Source organism: Streptococcus oralis ATCC 35037, assembly GCF_900637025.1.
Lineage (GTDB): Bacteria > Bacillota > Bacilli > Lactobacillales > Streptococcaceae > Streptococcus > Streptococcus oralis.
Map to the genome: position 1 here is coordinate 42,710 of NZ_LR134336.1, position 17,393 is coordinate 60,102.

The following is a 17,393-nucleotide window of genomic DNA, read 5'->3' on the forward strand; positions in this document are numbered from 1 at the left end:
AGGAAAGGAAGAGGAAAAAAGATGACGAATAAAAATGCTTATGCGCAATCTGGTGTAGATGTTGAAGCGGGTTATGAAGTTGTTGAGCGGATCAAAAAGCACGTGGCTCGCACGGAGCGTGCGGGTGTCATGGGAGCTCTTGGTGGCTTTGGTGGCATGTTTGATCTTTCAAAAACAGGTGTCAAAGAGCCCGTCTTGATTTCAGGGACTGACGGTGTCGGGACCAAGCTCATGTTGGCCATCAAGTATGATAAGCATGATACGATTGGGCAAGACTGTGTGGCCATGTGTGTCAACGATATCATCGCTGCAGGTGCGGAACCTCTTTACTTCCTTGACTACGTCGCGACAGGGAAGAATGAACCAGCTAAACTAGAACAAGTCGTTGCTGGTGTGGCAGAAGGTTGTGTGCAGGCAGGCGCTGCTCTCATCGGTGGGGAAACGGCTGAAATGCCTGGTATGTATGGCGAAGATGACTACGACTTGGCTGGTTTTGCAGTCGGTGTGGCTGAAAAATCTCAAATCATAGACGGCTCAAAAGTAGCTGAAGGTGATGTTCTTCTCGGACTTGCCTCAAGTGGGATTCACTCAAATGGTTACTCCCTCGTTCGTCGTGTTTTTGCGGACTACACAGGTGAGGAAGTCTTGCCGGAATTGGAAGGCAAGAAACTCAAGGAAGTCCTTCTTGAGCCGACTCGTATCTATGTCAAGGCTGTCTTGCCACTCATCAAGGAAGAGTTAGTCAACGGCATTGCCCACATCACAGGTGGCGGCTTTATCGAGAATGTTCCTCGTATGTTTGCGGCTGACCTAGCTGCGGAAATTGAAGAAGACAAGGTTCCAGTCCTTCCTATTTTCAAAGCTCTTGAAAAATACGGTGAAATCAAGCATGAAGAAATGTTTGAAATCTTCAACATGGGTGTGGGACTTATGCTGGCAGTTAGCCCTGAAAATGTAGGTCGCGTCAAGGAATTGTTGGATGAACCAGTCTATGAAATTGGTCGCATCGTCAAGAAAGAAAACGAAAGTGTCATCATCAAATGAAAAAAATAGCGGTTTTTGCCTCTGGTAATGGCTCAAATTTTCAGGTGATTGCTGAAGAGTTTCCGGTGGAGTTTGTCTTTTCAGACCATCGTGACGCCTATGTGCTGGAGCGTGCAGACAAGCTCGGCGTCCTGTCCTATGCTTTTGGACTCAAGGAGTTTGAGAACAAGGCGGACTACGAAGCAGCCCTTGTCGAACTCTTGGAAGAACACCAGATTGACTTGGTTTGCCTCGCCGGCTACATGAAAATCGTCGGCCCAACCTTATTGGCGGCTTATGAAGGTCGAATCATCAATATCCATCCAGCCTACTTACCCGAATTTCCAGGAGCTCATGGGATTGAGGACGCTTGGAAAGCTGGTGTTGCTGAGAGCGGCGTGACCATTCACTGGGTGGACTCTGGTGTGGATACAGGCAAGGTCATCAAACAAGTCCGTGTGCCACGGCTAGCTGATGATACCATCGAAACTTTTGAAGCTCGCATTCATGAGGCAGAGTACAAGTTGTATCCAGAAGTTATTAGAGAATTGTTGGATAAGTAAATGAAAGGAAATAACATGACTAAACGCGCCTTAATCAGCGTCTCAGACAAAGCGGGCATTGTTGAATTTGCCCAAGAACTTAAAAAACTTGGTTGGGATATCATCTCGACAGGTGGGACCAAGGTTGCACTTGACAATGCTGGTGTTGATACCATCGCTATCGATGATGTGACTGGTTTCCCAGAAATGATGGATGGTCGTGTCAAGACTCTCCACCCAAATATCCACGGTGGTCTTCTCGCTCGTCGTGACTTGGATAGTCACCTTCAAGCGGCTAAGGACAATAAGATCGAATTGATTGACCTTGTAGTGGTCAATCTTTATCCTTTCAAGGAAACGATTCTCAAACCAGATGTGACCTACGCTGATGCAGTGGAGAATATTGATATCGGTGGGCCATCCATGCTTCGTTCAGCAGCGAAAAATCATGCCAGCGTAACGGTTGTGGTAGACCCTGCTGACTATGCAGTGGTTTTGGACGAATTGGCAGCCAATGGTGAAACGACTTACGAAACTCGTCAGCGTTTGGCAGCAAAAGTATTCCGTCACACAGCGGCTTATGATGCCTTGATTGCAGAATACTTCACAGCTCAAGTAGGTGAAGCAAAACCAGAAAAACTCACTTTGACCTATGACCTCAAGCAAGCCATGCGCTATGGGGAAAACCCTCAACAAGATGCAGACTTTTACCAAAAAGCCTTGCCAACGGATTACTCGATTGCATCAGCCGAACAACTGAACGGAAAAGAATTGTCCTTCAATAACATTCGTGACGCGGATGCGGCCATTCGTATTATTCGTGATTTCAAAGACCGTCCAACCGTTGTGGCTCTCAAACACATGAATCCATGTGGGATTGGTCAAGCTGATGACATCGAAACTGCTTGGGATTATGCTTATGAGTCTGACCCAGTGTCTATCTTTGGTGGAATTGTCGTCCTTAACCGTGAGGTGGATTCTGCGACTGCTGAGAAGATGCACGGCGTTTTCCTTGAGATCATTATCGCACCGAGCTATACGGATGAAGCGCTAGCCATATTGACCAACAAAAAGAAAAACTTGCGTATCCTTGCCTTGCCATTTGACGCTCAAGAGGCTAGTGAAGTGGAAGCAGAATACACAGGCGTGGTCGGTGGACTTCTGGTGCAAAACCAAGACGTGGTCAAGGAAAGCCCAGTTGACTGGCAAGTGGTGACCAAACGCCAGCCAACCGAGACAGAAGCGACTGCTCTTGAGTTCGCTTGGAAGGCTATCAAGTACGTCAAATCGAACGGTATCATCATCACCAACGACCACATGACACTTGGTGTTGGGCCAGGTCAAACCAATCGTGTGGCTTCAGTCCGCATCGCTATTGATCAAGCTAAAGATCGTCTTGATGGCGCTGTGCTTGCTTCGGATGCCTTCTTCCCATTCGCGGATAACGTGGAAGAAATCGCTAAAGCAGGTATTAAGGCCATCATCCAGCCAGGTGGTTCAGTCCGTGACCAAGAATCCATCGAAGCAGCGGATAAATACGGCTTGACCATGGTCTTCACAGGAGTGAGACATTTTAGACATTAAAAAACGAAAGGGAAGAAAACAGTTTCTTTCCTTTTTTGGTTTAAAATACTAAGTGAAACAAGATTAAAACGAACATTTGTGGTATAATTTTAATAAATAATTCGCAAAAGAGGTTGAGAGATGAAGCTGTTAGTTGTCGGTTCGGGTGGTCGTGAACATGCGATTGCTAAGAAGTTGCTTGAATCAAAAGACGTTGAAAAAGTCTTTGTAGCTCCTGGAAATGATGGGATGACTCTGGATGGTCTGGAATTAGTGAATATCTCTATTTCCGAACATTCTAAGTTGATTGACTTTGCAAAAGCCAACGATATTGCTTGGGCATTTATCGGTCCTGATGATGCTTTGGCTGCAGGTATCGTGGATGACTTTAATCAAGCTGGGCTCAAGGCATTTGGTCCGACCAAGGCTGCCGCTGAGCTTGAGTGGTCCAAGGATTTTGCTAAGGAAATCATGGTCAAATACGGCGTTCCGACAGCAGCCTATGGTACATTTTCAGATTTCGAGGAAGCTAAGGCTTATATCGAGGAGAAAGGCGCTCCAATCGTAGTTAAAGCGGATGGCTTGGCGCTTGGGAAGGGTGTCGTTGTTGCGGAGACGGTTGAGCAAGCAGTCGAAGCTGCTCATGAGATGCTTTTGGACAATAAATTTGGTGACTCAGGTGCGCGTGTGGTCATCGAGGAATTCCTTGATGGAGAAGAGTTCTCTCTCTTTGCCTTTGTCAATGGGGACAAGTTCTACATTATGCCAACGGCTCAGGACCATAAACGTGCCTATGACGGCGACAAGGGTCCTAATACTGGTGGGATGGGTGCCTATGCGCCAGTTCCTCACTTGCCACAGAGCGTGGTTGCCACAGCGGTTGACACTATTGTCAAGCCAGTCCTTGAAGGGATGATCAAAGAAGGTCGTTCGTATCTTGGTGTTCTTTACGCAGGGCTTATTTTGACTGCTGACGGTCCTAAAGTCATCGAGTTTAACGCTCGCTTCGGAGATCCAGAAACACAAATTATCTTGCCTCGTCTGACCTCCGATTTTGCACAAAATATCACGGATATTCTTGATGGCAAGGAGCCAGCCATCACTTGGACGGACGAGGGTGTGACACTGGGTGTTGTTGTAGCATCAAACGGCTATCCACTCGCTTATGAGAAAGGTGTCAAGCTTCCTACCAAGACAGAAGGCGGCATCATCACTTACTATGCCGGTGCTAAGTTTGCGGAAAATAGCAGAGCACTGCTGTCAAATGGCGGACGTGTCTATATGCTCGTCACCACAGCAGACACCGTCAAAGAAGCCCAAGATACGATCTACCAAGAACTCGCTCAACAAAAAACAGAAGGTCTCTTCTACCGAACAGATATCGGAAGCAAGGCTATAAAAGATTAACAGATACTAAATTTGTCAATGGCGAGCCAAAGCGAGCCAAAGTAAGATAATGGTCGCAGTGGTGAAAAGACCAGAACTATTACTGTTCTGGTCGGGGGGAGATTTGAGACTTAGGCTCAAATTTTAGGAATGAAACCGAAGGTTTGCTTCCGTCCCCACCACCTAAGACCATTATCAAAAAGAAGAAAAAAGGAAAAATTATGACTAAACCAATTATTTCCATCATCATGGGCTCAAAATCCGACTGGGCAACCATGCAAAAAACAGCAGAAGTTCTAGATCGCTTCGGCGTAGCCTACGAAAAGAAAGTTGTTTCTGCCCACCGCACACCAGACCTCATGTTCAGACATGCGGAGGAAGCTCGTAGTCGCGGTATCAAGGTCATTATCGCAGGTGCAGGTGGCGCAGCCCATTTGCCAGGAATGGTCGCAGCCAAAACAACCCTTCCTGTCATCGGTGTACCGGTCAAATCGCGCGCTCTTAGTGGCGTGGATTCGCTCTACTCTATCGTACAGATGCCAGGTGGCGTGCCTGTTGCGACAATGGCTATCGGTGAGGCAGGTGCGACCAATGCTGCCCTCTTTGCCCTCCGTCTTCTCTCAGTAGAAGATCAGGCTATCGCGACAGCATTGGCAGATTTCGCAGAAGAGCAAGGAAAAATCGCAGAGGAGTCAACAAATGAGCTCATCTAAAACAATCGGAATTATCGGTGGTGGTCAGCTGGGTCAGATGATGGCCATTTCTGCTATCTACATGGGGCACAAGGTTATCGCGCTGGATCCTGCGGAGGATTGCCCAGCCTCTCGCGTGGCGGAGATCGTCGTGGCTCCTTATAACGATGTGGCTGCCCTCCATCAGTTGGCTGAGCGTTGCGATGTCCTCACCTATGAATTTGAAAATGTCGATGCTGACGGCTTGGATGCTGTCATCAAGGATGGACAACTCCCTCAAGGAACAGATCTCCTTCGCATTTCTCAAAATCGCATTTTTGAAAAGGACTTTCTTTCAAATAAGGCTCAAGTCACTGTGGCACCCTACAAGGTTGTGACTTCAAATCAAGATTTGGCAGATATTGACCTTTCTAAAAACTATGTCCTCAAGACTGCGACAGGTGGCTACGATGGGCATGGGCAAAAGGTCATTCGCTCAGCAGAAGATTTGGAAGAAGCCTATGCGCTGGCTGATTCTGCAGACTGTGTCTTGGAAGAATTTGTCAACTTTGACCTTGAGATTTCAGTCATCGTGTCTGGTAATGGCAAGGACGTGACAGTTTTTCCGGTTCAGGAAAATATCCACCGCAACAATATCCTGTCTAAGACCATTGTCCCAGCTCGCATTTCAGAAAGTCTAGCTGAAAAAGCAAAAGCTATGGCCGTGAGAATCGCTGAGCAACTCAACTTGTCTGGAACGCTGTGCGTGGAAATGTTTGCGACTGCTGACGACATCATTGTCAATGAAATTGCGCCACGTCCACACAACTCTGGGCACTACTCTATCGAAGCCTGCGACTTCTCACAATTTGACACCCATATCTTGGGTGTTCTTGGAGCACCATTGCCAGCTATCAAACTACATGCGCCTGCTGTGATGCTCAATGTTCTCGGTCAGCATGTCGAGGCCGCTGAGAAATATGTCGCAGAAAATCCAAGTGCCCACCTCCACATGTATGGTAAAATAGAAGCGAAGCACAACCGCAAGATGGGGCATGTGACTTTGTTTAGTGATGTGCCAGATGAGGTAGAGGAGTTTGGGAAAGGGATTGATTTTTAATTTATGAATCTTACCCACTCTGTGTAGGAAGTTATACATTTTTCAGTTTGTGTCGAAAAGTAGAATTTTTTAAAATATTAATGAATTGAGGTAAAGTACTATGAAATGTGCAAACTGTGGTAATACTGATAGTAATCGATTATGGGATGAAGGTGATACATTCTATTGCTCAAAGTGTGCGCACCGAACACTTTATGCAACCGGTGAGGATGACTTAGTGAAATGTCCATGTTGTCATAAGATGAGAGATAGGAAGGCCTTTTATTGTAGAAATTGTAATGATACTTGGTAGGGAGATTTTTTCAGGCATTTCAATAGACTATTTGCATATGTATTATTAACGAGAAAAAGTACAATCGTAAAATGGGCTATGTGACTTTGTTTAGTGATGTGCCGGATAAGATTGAGGAATTTGGGGAAGAGATTGATTTTTAGATCATGAACAGAGGGCATTATGGTAAATAATAGTTTAGTTTTACTGGATTCTGTGTTGGCAAAAAGAGGGATTACAAGTGGTGATGACTCTGAAAAATTTGAGGTAGAAATGATTTCGGAGATTTTGAAATACTATGCAATATCTCAAGATGAAATTAAAAGTGGTATAGTTGACGGGTCAGATGATGGCGGGATAGATGCCCTATATACATTTGTAAATGGAAATCTAGTAACTGAAGTAAATCAAAAATTGGTAAAGTCTAGTGCGAAGATAGATTTACATATTTTTACGGTAAAATATGAAGATACATATCAGTTACACCCATTAGAAAGTATTGATTCATCGATTTCGGAATTATTTGATTTAGCACTTAACAAAGATGAGTTAAAGAGTAAATTTAACGAAAGATTGTTAAAACAAAGAGATATTTTCAATTATGTATATCGAGAATTAATAACGGAGTGTAGTTTAGATATAAAGTATCATTATATTAGTCGAGGTGATAAACAAAAGGTTTCTTCTCTTGAACACAATATAAAGATGAAAGCAGATAAAATTGTTTCTCAAACAAACAACCTACTAATGGATGTAAAAAAATCTGAGTTTATTTTTTGGGGAGCAGAGGAACTTCTAAGGATTTGTTCTGTTAAGTTGAATGAAGCTGCTGTTTTGAGAGTGGAGCACTCTTTTCAAGATGATAGTCATTTTGTTGCTACGGTAAAATTGAAAGAGTTTTATAAATTTATTTCAGATGAAAATGATAATATAAAACAATATTATTTCGATAGTAACGTAAGAAATTTTTTAGGTAGTAGTACGACTAATAAAGATATACTAGATTCATTGAACGATAGTGATAGTTCTGTGGATTTCTGGTTATTGAATAATGGAATTACTATTATTGTTGAAGATGCAACAAAAATAACGGGAAATGAGATTAAATTAAAAGATATCCAAATTGTGAATGGTTTACAAACTTCTTATAATATTCATCGTTATGTGACAGATAGTGGCGGTGTTCGAAACTTAGATTCAGATAATAGAAATGTTTTAGTGAAAATAATAAAGACACGGAGTTTAGATACAAAAAAACGAATTACTAAGTCAACAAATAATCAAACCGCAATTTCCTTATATTCATTAGTACATTCAAATGACCAAATTCAAAGAGATATTGAATTAAGTTTATTCGAACATGGAATAAACTATGATAGAAAATCAAATCAGATTTTGGATGGCACAGTAGTAAATCCATTGTTTTTAGCTAAGGCTTATTGTGCTTTGGTGATGAAATTACCATATAGAGCTTATGAAATTAATGAAGATTTCTTGGCCGAGAGTGGAAATTATCGAAAATTTTATAATGATTCAATCAATATAAAATTATGGCCTAAAATTGTAGTAATTCATTGTGCAACTTACAGATATTTAAAAGAATGTGATCGTGAATTCAGTGGGAAACAAATTGATTTGTTAGCTCCTATTTTCTCTGTTTGTGTTTTTGCTCTTTATCACGCAAAATTTGGTTTTGGAATTGGAGAGTTAGTATCGTTCAATGTTGAAGATATTAATCAATTTAATTTTGAAATAGTTCTAGAATTGTTGGAAGAATTTCTGGATGAAACAAAGTATTCCTTACGAGAATTGGATCGTTCTAAAGTGGAGAAATATTTATATTTCTTTGCAACCAAACAAAATATTTCGTCAGTTGAAGCCTTTATTCGTAAAAAAGATCCATTTATTTTTAATAATATAAAGCCGGACATTTATAGAAAAATAAAACAAGAATATGAATTATTAGAGGAGCCTTATCCAGGTATAAATAGGAGCATTGCTAAAAAATTGAGGGTTAATCCTTATACAGTTTACAAAGCTATTGAAATTATAAGAAATGATGCAAAGAAATAAAGGAGAAAAACAAACAATGATCAACCGTTACTCTCGCCCTGAGATGGCGAACATTTGGAGTGAAGAAAATAAATACCGTGCTTGGCTTGAGGTGGAAATCTTAGCTGATGAGGCATGGGCTGAGTTGGGGGAAATCCCTAAGGAAGATGTGGCTTTGATTCGCGAGAAAGCGGACTTTGACATCGACCGTATTTTAGAGATTGAGCAAGAGACGCGTCACGATGTGGTTGCCTTCACACGTGCGGTTTCTGAGACTCTTGGCGAAGAGCGCAAGTGGGTCCACTATGGATTGACTTCTACCGACGTGGTCGATACTGCCTATGGTTACCTCTACAAACAAGCCAACGACATCATCCGTCGTGATCTTGAAAACTTCACCAACATCATTGCTGACAAGGCTAAGGAGCACAAGTTCACCATCATGATGGGTCGTACCCACGGTGTGCACGCTGAGCCAACGACTTTTGGTCTGAAATTGGCAACTTGGTATAGCGAAATGAAGCGCAACATCGAGCGTTTCGAGCATGCAGCTGCTGGTGTGGAAGCTGGTAAGATTTCTGGTGCGGTTGGGAACTTTGCCAACATCCCACCATTTGTAGAGGAATATGTCTGCGACAAATTGGGTATCCGTGCTCAAGAAATCTCTACACAGGTCCTTCCTCGTGACCTCCACGCTGAGTATTTTGCAGTTCTTGCCAGCATCGCGACTTCCATCGAGCGCATGGCAACTGAGATCCGTGGTCTTCAAAAATCTGAGCAACGCGAAGTGGAAGAGTTCTTTGCTAAAGGGCAAAAAGGTTCATCCGCTATGCCTCACAAACGCAACCCAATCGGTTCTGAGAACATGACAGGTTTGGCGCGTGTTATCCGTGGTCATATGGTGACGGCCTATGAAAACGTCGCTCTCTGGCACGAACGTGATATTTCTCACTCATCAGCTGAGCGTATCATCACACCGGACACGACCATTTTGATTGACTACATGCTCAACCGTTTTGGAAACATCGTCAAGAACTTGACAGTCTTCCCAGAAAACATGATCCGCAACATGAACTCTACGTTTGGTCTTATCTTTAGCCAACGTGCTATGTTGACCTTGATTGAGAAAGGCATGACCCGTGAGCAAGCCTATGACTTGGTACAACCAAAAACAGCTCAATCATGGGATAACCAAGTAGACTTCAAACCACTCCTTGAAGCAGATCCAGAAGTGACTTCACGCCTCACTCAAGAAGAAATCGATGAAATCTTCAACCCTGCATACTACACCAAACGGGTGGATGAGATCTTTGAACGTATCGGACTTGGTAATTAATCATAAAACAAAAAAGCGAGATTCAATCTCGCTTTTTTCTATTCTCTTAGAAGAATCTTAGTCTTCTTTTCTCTTAGTCAGTCCGTAGGCTGCTAGTGTGGCCATAAGTCCTGCTGCGACCAAGCCTGCAGAGTCTTGACTTCCTGTTGCAGGGAGTTGTTTTTCATCTGCTTTGGCAGTAGTTGGTGCAGTTTGCTCAGCTTTCTCAACGGCAGTGCCGACTTCAACAACTTGAGTGACCGCTTCCTGTGTTACCACGCTATTGACAAGCGTTCTTTCTTCTTTTCCATCAGCACTAGTGCTCACAGAGTAGAAGGCAGTACGGTGGCCGTTGGCTCCTTTAGTAACAACTTGCGTTTGTCCTTTTGGTAATTGAGGATTTTCACGTGTCACAGTAGTGAATGGAATTTCTTCCTCTTGGATATCCAGTCTTGGTTTTGTTTCTGCGGCTGGAGCAAGACCGTGTTCGTCCCCTTTGTGCGTAATAGGGGTGCCGATTTCAACCACTTGGGTCACAGGTTCTTTGGTTACTTGGCTATCTAGTACCGTTTCTGTTTGTTTCCCATTTTCAGTAAGGACAGAGATGTAATGAGTGCGTTCGCCCTCTACACCTGGTGTGATGATCTTTTCCTGACCGGCTGGGAGGTTCGGATTTTCCTTCTTGATGACCTCAAATGGAATCTTTTCTGCTCTTGTGATGAGTTCCGGTTTGGTTTCAACATTGGCAGCTAGTTCGTTTTCATCGAGGCTTCCTGAGTGGGTTGCCGCTGGTTTAAGGCTTAGGCGGGCTGCTTTGAGCTTGGCTACGAGAGCGTCTAACTCGGCTTGTTTGTTACGGTTGAGGTTGTAGTTGAGAGCTTCTTTCGCTGCATTTAGGGCCTCCAAGCTTTCCTTGCTGTATCCATCCAAGTTTGCAGGGATTTGAGCAAGTTCCTCACGGAGGGCATTGTAGTTAGCGCGGAAGTAGTCTTTATTATTGTCTGCAAAGGCAGTCATGAGTTCAAAGATTTCTTCTTCCTTGTACTCAGCACTTGGTCTGTCTGCCCAGATAGCAAGCATGCTTCCGACGGTTGGAAGGTCTACCTCAGGATATTTGGTAGATGCAAGCTGGTTAAATGGTGTTTTTTTAGTATTTTCAATTGCTTTTTTGAGGAAACCACCACCATCTTCAGGTTTCTGGCCGAGAATGTAGTACCAGTCTCCGTTGGTGTTAAGGAATTTGTAGCCTTTGCTTGCCAGGTACTGAGGAGATGCAAGGTTGTAACCCCACCATCCCTTAGACCAGTAAGAGATGATGACATCCTTGTCAAACTCAACATCATCCTTGTCTTCGTAGTAGAAACCATCGTTGAAGGCCATTGGTTGAAGGCCTCTTTCTTTGGCCATAGCAGCAAGAGTGTTAGAGTACTCAGCAAACTTGCCATAGAGTCCATACCATTTGAGGTAGTACCAGCCTTGCGCGTTGGTAGCATCATTGGCATATTCGTCTGTACCGTAGTTGAAGATCTTAGTTTTGCCTGCAAAGAAGTCCATGTACTTGCCGATGAGGGCTTTGACAAAGTTAATCGCCTCTTCGTTTTCAAGGTCCATGGTTGTTTTGGATACCTTGTCAAAGTTGGCTTGAGGATTCTTGATTCCAAGTTTTTCCATAGCGACGAGCATGGCATCCATGTGACCTGGGCTGTTGATCGCTGGGATGAGTCCGAGGCCTTTTGATTTTGCGTACTCGATCAATTCAGTGATTTCAGCTTGACTAAGAGTGGTTCCGTTTGGATCATCGTAGTAAGCTTTTGTTCCTTCGATGATGGCCTTTTTGACGTCGTCACTTGCATAAGTTTTTCCGTTAGCAGCGATAGTCATATCATCAAGTAGGAAGCGAAGTCCATCATTTCCTAGGAGAAGATGCACATCAGAGTAGCCGAGTTCGCTCGCCTTGTCTACGATGCGTTTGAGTTGATCGAGCGTGAAGTACTTACGCCCAGCATCGATAGAGATTACCTTGTTCTTGGCAAGTTTTTCAACTTCGCGTTTCGCGTCTTCTTCTTTTTGAGCTTCTGGTGTGAAGGTCAAATTGCTGACAGCTTCTTGGAGTTTCGCGATTGCTTGGTCAATGGTGTCTTGTTGGGCACGGCTGAGGTTGCTATCAAGTGAGCGAATGGCTTTTTCAGCTTCTTTTACAGCTGCGACACTTTCTGCAGTATAGCGATTAAGGTCTGTTGGTACTTCTTTCAGAGCTTGCTCAGCAGACTCATAATCAGCTGCGAAGTATTCAGCATTGGCATTTGCGAAGCTACGCATGAGTTTGAAGAGGCGTGATGGTGAATAGCGTGCAGATGGGGTGTCCGCCCAAGCAGCTACCATACCCCCGATGAACGGGATAGTAGCCCCATCAGATTTTGGTACAGAAGTGATTGGAGTGTTCTTGATACCATTGAGTCCTTGGTCGAGGTTATACCATCCTTGGCCATCGGCATTTCGTCCGAGGACGTAGTACCAAGCATCGTTGGTATTAAGGATTTGGTGGCCTTTTTCAACTAGAAGTTTAGAAGAAGCGACGTCGTATCCGCCCCATCCACCAGTCCACATAGAAACGATGATGTCTTTGTCAAAGGTTCCAAAGCTAGTGTCGCTATTATAGTAGATACCATCGTTAAAGGCCATTGGTTTGAGGCCGTGAGATTTGACGATGCGAGCAAGGTCGTTGGCGTAGGCGATAAATTTATCATAACCCTTGTCAGGGAATCCATCTTCTGGATACCATTTATAGGCTTGAAGAACGCTCCAGCCTTTAGCGTCTGTAGCATCATTGGCGTACTCGTCCAGTCCGATATTAAAGATGTCAGTTTTGCCAGCGAAGTAAGTAGCATACTTGTCGATTAGAGCTTTGGTAAATGCAACCGCTTCTTTGTTATCAAGGTCAACGGTACGAGCAGATTCCTTGCCAAAGTAGTTGAAGTTCGGTTTTTGGATACCTAGTTCTTTCATGGCATGCAAAATCGCATCCATGTGGCCAGGGCTATTTACAGTTGGGATGAGACCAATGCCTTTGTTTTTAGCATAGTTGATCAAGTCCGTCATCTGACTTTCTGTCAAATGGTTGCCGTTTGGATCCTTGTAGTAGGCATCGGTTCCGTTTTCGAGTGCACGTTTGACATCGTCACTTGCATAGGTTTTGCCATTGGCTGTGATCGTCATGTCGTCTAACATAAAACGCATGCCGTCATTTCCAACTAGTAGATGAAGATCAGTATAACCGTAGTGTTTGGCTTTGTCGATGATTTCTTTGAGTTGGTCTGGAGAGAAGTACTTGCGTCCAGCGTCGATTGAGATCATTTTTCGTTTTGCCAGTTTTTCATTTACCTGAGCTGCTCGTTCCGTGCTAGGAGTGGCTACTGCAGGTGTGACGGCTTCATTTTTCTTTTCTGAAGAAGTGCTTTCAGCAGGAGTTTCAGCTGGGGCAGGGCTTTCTTTCTCGGCAGTAGGAGTTGGAGTAGCATTTTCTGTCACAACTGGTGCGCTTGACTCTTCTGTTGTTGGAGCAACTGTTCGAGGAGCCTCCTGGTCTTCTTTGACCTCCTCTTTTACAGGTTTGTCAGCCTTTTCTTCCAGTTTTTCTGGGACCTTGGAGTCTACAGTTTCTTTGACTGCTTGTGGACTCTCCTGAATCGTTTGAACAGTTTCTTCAGCTGTTGGAGCTGGAGTAATCCCGTCGGCAGATACGACTTGAGCGCTAAAAGCAAATCCTATAAGTACAGAAGCTGCCCCAACCGCGTATTTACGGATGGAGAAGCGCTGTTTCTTTTCTAGTTTCATGACAAAACCTCCTTGTTATTATCATATATGATAGCGTTTACATAAAACCAATTTTATTTTATTATCTAAGGAGTAAAATGTCAAGTGGGTTTATATAAGAACTATAATAAATAGAGGAAATCATAAGATTTAGGAGAAATTTGCTAATGAGGGATAAAACAGAGGAAAAACCAAATGAAAATTTACCTTGTTTTTAGTAAAAATGCTACTAATTAAATAAGAGCCCTTCATAGCGTTTTCCCAACTTCTTTCTCGTGCTATAATGAATAGAGAAAAAGCCTAAGCTAGGCTCAGGCTTTTTCTTAATGACCTCGGTTACATGAGATGAATTTGATTTTGTAGTAGTCTGCTCGCTTATAAGTTTCACTATAGGCAAGGACTTGGCCAGTGGCCTCAAGTTTTGTAGTCTTCGTTTGGAAGACAGTTGGGAATTGTGTATCGATTCCGAGTACAGAAGCAGCATGCTCTGGAGTTGGGAATGCGATTTCGTTGATTTCCTCAAAATGTTCATCACTCATGTGAATGCGGTAATCCAATTTGAAACGTGTATAGATAGAGCTATAATAGTCAAGATTTGGATAGTTGGCATTGATGTATTGCTCAGGAATATAAGATGTGTGGTAGATGTATGTCACGTCGTTTGTCTGACGAATACGTTCAATCTTATAGTAGAATTGATCTCCACGTAGTCCAAGTTTATCTAAATATTCAAGTTTGTTTCCGCGCTCGATAGAAAGGACAGTAACTTTATCGTCTTTTGTTTCAAAGATTTCGACATCTGAAAACTCAACGAGTTTGTGCTTGCGGGCACGTGAAACGAAAGTACCTTTACCTTGTTGGCGGACAATGTAGCCGTCTTTAGCAAGGTCGTTCAAGGCACGAACAACTGTGATTGAACTCACATCGTACATCGCGATCAATTCGGCTTCTGTATAAAATTTATCTCCACTTGCAAATTGACCAGAGATGATTTTATTTTTTAATTCATCTTTAATATATTGGTATTTAGGAATAGCCATAAATTTCACCTCGATTCTCTTTCTCCAATTTTGATTTTACCACAAATATAGAGAAAAGAGTAGTATTAAGGTCAAAAAATTAAAATAATAGACTAAAAATGTTATTTTACATGTAAAAAAATTCATTTGATGTTCTTGTGAATTATCATACATAAAAAGATCGTTTTCATGCTATTTTTAGATAATTTCGGTAAACGGTAAGTAAAAAAATAGAAAAATTTTAAATAATTTTCTAAAACCTATTGACAAATGCAAAAGATTTGATTATAGTTAATATTATAATAAATGAAAGCGCAAACTTAATTCGTCAGAGGTAATAACATGACCAGATTTAAAATTGAGGACGATTTCTATTTAGACAGAAAACCGTTCAAGATTTTGTCCGGCGCCATTCATTATTTTAGGATTCCAGCAGAGGATTGGTATCATTCTCTCTATAACTTAAAGGCACTTGGCTTTAATACAGTCGAGACCTATGTGGCTTGGAATTTACACGAACCTGTTGAAGGGGAGTTTGATTTTGAAGGTGCCAGAAATTTGGAGAGATTTCTTCAAATTGCACAAGATCTAGGTCTCTATGCCATTGTACGCCCGTCTCCATTTATCTGTGCGGAATGGGAATTTGGTGGCTTGCCGGCTTGGCTCTTGACAAAGGACATGCGAATTCGCTCGTCCGACCCGGCCTACATCGAGGCTGTTGCTCGCTATTATGACCAATTATTGCCAAGGCTTGTGCCTCGCTTGTTGGATAATGGTGGAAACATTCTTATGATGCAAGTCGAAAATGAATATGGCTCTTATGGAGAAGATAAGTCTTATCTACGAGCAATTCGGAAATTGATGGAAGACCGAGGGATTGATTGCCCACTCTTTACTTCAGATGGCCCATGGAGGGCTACTCTGAAAGCCGGAACCTTGATCGAAGACGATCTCTTTGTGACAGGAAACTTCGGTTCTAAAGCTCCGTACAACTTTTCACAGATGCAGGAATTCTTTGATGAGCATGGCAAGAAATGGCCCCTCATGTGTATGGAATTCTGGGATGGTTGGTTCAACCGTTGGAAAGAACCCATCATCACTCGTGATCCTAAAGAATTGGCAGAAGCTGTTCGAGAGGTATTGGAGCAAGGCTCTATCAACCTTTACATGTTCCATGGTGGTACAAACTTTGGTTTCATGAATGGTTGCTCGGCTCGAGGAACTCTGGATTTGCCGCAAGTCACATCTTACGACTATGATGCCCTTCTCGATGAAGAAGGAAATCCAACTGCTAAATACTTAGCAGTCAAGAAGATGATGGCAACCCACTTCCCAGAGTATCCACAGTTGGAACCACTCTATAAGGAAAGCATGGAGATAGGGTCCATTCCATTGGTCGAAAAAGTTTCCTTGTTTGAAACCCTGGATAATCTCTCTAGTCCTACTGAAAGCCTCTATCCAAAAGCGATGGAAGAACTTGGTCAAAGTTATGGCTACCTTCTCTACCGCACGGAGGCAAGTTGGGATGCAGAAGAGGAACGTCTCCGTATCATCGATGGACGTGACCGAGCTCAACTCTTTGTAGATGGTCAATGGATTGCTACTCAATACCAGACAGAGATTGGCGAAGACATCTACTGTCAAGGCAACCGAGAAGGCTTTTCAGAGATTGACATCTTGATTGAAAATATGGGGCGTGTCAACTACGGACATAAGTTTTTGGCAGATACGCAGCGTAAAGGAATTCGAACAGGTGTCTGCAAGGATCTACATTTCTTACTGAATTGGAAACAATATCCACTGCCACTGGATAATCCTGAGAAGATTGATTTTTCAAAAGGATGGACAGAAGGACAACCAGCCTTTTACGCTTTCGACTTTACTGTTGAAGAGCCGAAGGATACCTACTTAGACTTGTCTGAGTTTGGTAAGGGAGTTGCCTTTGTCAACGGGCGTCACCTAGGGCGTTTCTGGAACGTCGGCCCGACCCTCTCACTTTATATCCCTCATAGTTATCTCAAGGAAGGTGCTAACCGCATCATCATCTTTGAAACTGAGGGCGAATATAAAGAAGAGATTCATTTAACTCGTAAACCTACACTAAAACACATAAAGGGGGAAAACTTATGACAATTGTAGGATGCCGTATCGATGGACGTTTGATCCACGGTCAAGTAGCCAATCTTTGGGCTGGAAAACTAAATGTTTCACGCATTATGGTTGTAGACGACGAAGTTGTTAACAACGATATTGAAAAGAGTGGTTTGAAACTTGCGACACCACCAGGTGTGAAACTCAGTATCTTGCCAGTTGAGAAAGCAGCAGCAAATATCCTTGCTGGTAAATACGATAGCCAACGTCTCTTTATCGTTGCACGTAAACCAGACCGTTTCCTTGGTTTGGTCGAAGCAGGTGTTCCGCTTGAAACACTCAACGTCGGCAATATGTCTCAAACACCAGAAACTCGCTCTATCACACGTTCTATCAACGTGGTAGACAAGGATGTGGAAGACTTCCACAAACTAGCAGAAAAAGGTGTGAAACTCACTGCTCAAATGGTTCCAAATGATCCAGTTTCAGACTTTTTGAGCTTATTAAAATAGGAAAAAATTTTTAGG

Annotated in this window: 12 protein-coding genes; 10 read left to right on the forward strand and 2 right to left on the reverse strand. The window is 43.1% G+C overall.

Annotated elements, in window-relative coordinates; translation table 11 throughout:
- Positions 1-21 precede the first annotated feature (21 nt).
- From purM to purB, 8 genes are all read left to right on the forward strand, one after another.
- Entirely contained in the window at positions 22-1,044 is a 1,023-nt protein-coding gene (gene purM, locus EL140_RS00225; protein ID WP_000182571.1) for a phosphoribosylformylglycinamidine cyclo-ligase, read from the forward strand.
- Positions 1,041-1,586, forward strand: a complete 546-nt coding sequence (gene purN / locus EL140_RS00230; protein WP_000717490.1) for a phosphoribosylglycinamide formyltransferase — start codon at positions 1,041-1,043, stop codon at positions 1,584-1,586. Before purM ends, purN begins: the two co-directional genes overlap by 4 nt.
- Positions 1,587-1,601: 15 nt before the next feature.
- Positions 1,602-3,149 carry a bifunctional phosphoribosylaminoimidazolecarboxamide formyltransferase/IMP cyclohydrolase gene (gene purH, locus EL140_RS00235; protein WP_000166536.1) on the forward strand — a complete coding sequence of 516 codons (1,548 nt, stop codon included), beginning with the start codon at positions 1,602-1,604 and terminating at the stop codon, positions 3,147-3,149.
- Positions 3,150-3,269: 120 nt separating this feature from the next.
- Positions 3,270-4,535: a phosphoribosylamine--glycine ligase gene (gene purD, locus EL140_RS00240; protein ID WP_000772180.1), complete on the forward strand. Its 1,266-nt coding sequence runs from the start codon at positions 3,270-3,272 to the stop codon at positions 4,533-4,535.
- Between the two features lie 200 nt (positions 4,536-4,735).
- The gene (purE, locus tag EL140_RS00245) at positions 4,736-5,227 is read left to right on the forward strand and encodes a 5-(carboxyamino)imidazole ribonucleotide mutase (protein ID WP_000165491.1); all 492 of its coding nucleotides are present in this window, start codon (positions 4,736-4,738) and stop codon (positions 5,225-5,227) included.
- Positions 5,214-6,305, forward strand: coding sequence for a 5-(carboxyamino)imidazole ribonucleotide synthase (purK, locus tag EL140_RS00250; protein WP_000099064.1), 1,092 nt, complete (start codon positions 5,214-5,216; stop codon positions 6,303-6,305). Before purE ends, purK begins: the two co-directional genes overlap by 14 nt.
- A gap of 454 nt (positions 6,306-6,759) precedes the next feature.
- Positions 6,760-8,649 carry an AIPR family protein gene (locus EL140_RS00260; protein WP_000247914.1) on the forward strand — a complete coding sequence of 630 codons (1,890 nt, stop codon included), beginning with the start codon at positions 6,760-6,762 and terminating at the stop codon, positions 8,647-8,649.
- 16 nt (positions 8,650-8,665) lie between these two features.
- Positions 8,666-9,964, forward strand: a complete 1,299-nt coding sequence (gene purB, locus EL140_RS00265; protein ID WP_000610721.1) for an adenylosuccinate lyase — start codon at positions 8,666-8,668, stop codon at positions 9,962-9,964.
- Positions 9,965-10,021: 57 nt separating this feature from the next.
- Here the strand turns inward: purB and strH are convergent, their stop codons facing one another.
- Both strH and EL140_RS00275 read right to left on the reverse strand, forming a co-directional pair.
- Complete coding sequence (gene strH, locus EL140_RS00270) at positions 10,022-13,777, reverse strand: LPXTG-anchored beta-N-acetylhexosaminidase StrH (RefSeq protein ID WP_000764180.1); 3,756 nt, start codon at positions 13,775-13,777, stop codon at positions 10,022-10,024.
- A 302-nt stretch (positions 13,778-14,079) separates the two neighbouring features.
- The gene (locus tag EL140_RS00275) at positions 14,080-14,796 is read right to left on the reverse strand and encodes a GntR family transcriptional regulator (RefSeq protein ID WP_001007181.1); all 717 of its coding nucleotides are present in this window, start codon (positions 14,794-14,796) and stop codon (positions 14,080-14,082) included.
- Positions 14,797-15,117: 321 nt separating this feature from the next.
- Between EL140_RS00275 and EL140_RS00280 the strand changes: the two genes are divergently transcribed.
- Together EL140_RS00280 and EL140_RS00285 are read left to right on the forward strand one after the other, a co-directional pair.
- Positions 15,118-16,905, forward strand: coding sequence for a glycoside hydrolase family 35 protein (locus tag EL140_RS00280; RefSeq protein WP_000196629.1), 1,788 nt, complete (start codon positions 15,118-15,120; stop codon positions 16,903-16,905).
- Positions 16,902-17,378: a PTS sugar transporter subunit IIB gene (locus EL140_RS00285; protein WP_000156968.1), complete on the forward strand. Its 477-nt coding sequence runs from the start codon at positions 16,902-16,904 to the stop codon at positions 17,376-17,378. Before EL140_RS00280 ends, EL140_RS00285 begins: the two co-directional genes overlap by 4 nt.
- Positions 17,379-17,393: the final 15 nt, after the last annotated feature.

What these genes read in the sequence shown, in the direction of transcription:
- strH (WP_000764180.1), bottom strand. Translation starts at nt 13,777, where the DNA reads ATGAAACTAGAAAAGAAACAGCGCTTCTCCATCCGTAAATACGCGGTT.
- EL140_RS00280 (WP_000196629.1), top strand. Translation starts at nt 15,118, where the DNA reads ATGACCAGATTTAAAATTGAGGACGATTTCTATTTAGACAGAAAACCG.
- EL140_RS00285 (WP_000156968.1), top strand. Translation starts at nt 16,902, where the DNA reads ATGACAATTGTAGGATGCCGTATCGATGGACGTTTGATCCACGGTCAA.
- EL140_RS00275 (WP_001007181.1), bottom strand. Translation starts at nt 14,796, where the DNA reads ATGGCTATTCCTAAATACCAATATATTAAAGATGAATTAAAAAATAAA.
- purN (WP_000717490.1), top strand. Translation starts at nt 1,041, where the DNA reads ATGAAAAAAATAGCGGTTTTTGCCTCTGGTAATGGCTCAAATTTTCAG.
- purK (WP_000099064.1), top strand. Translation starts at nt 5,214, where the DNA reads ATGAGCTCATCTAAAACAATCGGAATTATCGGTGGTGGTCAGCTGGGT.
- EL140_RS00260 (WP_000247914.1), top strand. Translation starts at nt 6,760, where the DNA reads ATGGTAAATAATAGTTTAGTTTTACTGGATTCTGTGTTGGCAAAAAGA.
- purB (WP_000610721.1), top strand. Translation starts at nt 8,666, where the DNA reads ATGATCAACCGTTACTCTCGCCCTGAGATGGCGAACATTTGGAGTGAA.
- purM (WP_000182571.1), top strand. Translation starts at nt 22, where the DNA reads ATGACGAATAAAAATGCTTATGCGCAATCTGGTGTAGATGTTGAAGCG.
- purH (WP_000166536.1), top strand. Translation starts at nt 1,602, where the DNA reads ATGACTAAACGCGCCTTAATCAGCGTCTCAGACAAAGCGGGCATTGTT.
- purD (WP_000772180.1), top strand. Translation starts at nt 3,270, where the DNA reads ATGAAGCTGTTAGTTGTCGGTTCGGGTGGTCGTGAACATGCGATTGCT.
- purE (WP_000165491.1), top strand. Translation starts at nt 4,736, where the DNA reads ATGACTAAACCAATTATTTCCATCATCATGGGCTCAAAATCCGACTGG.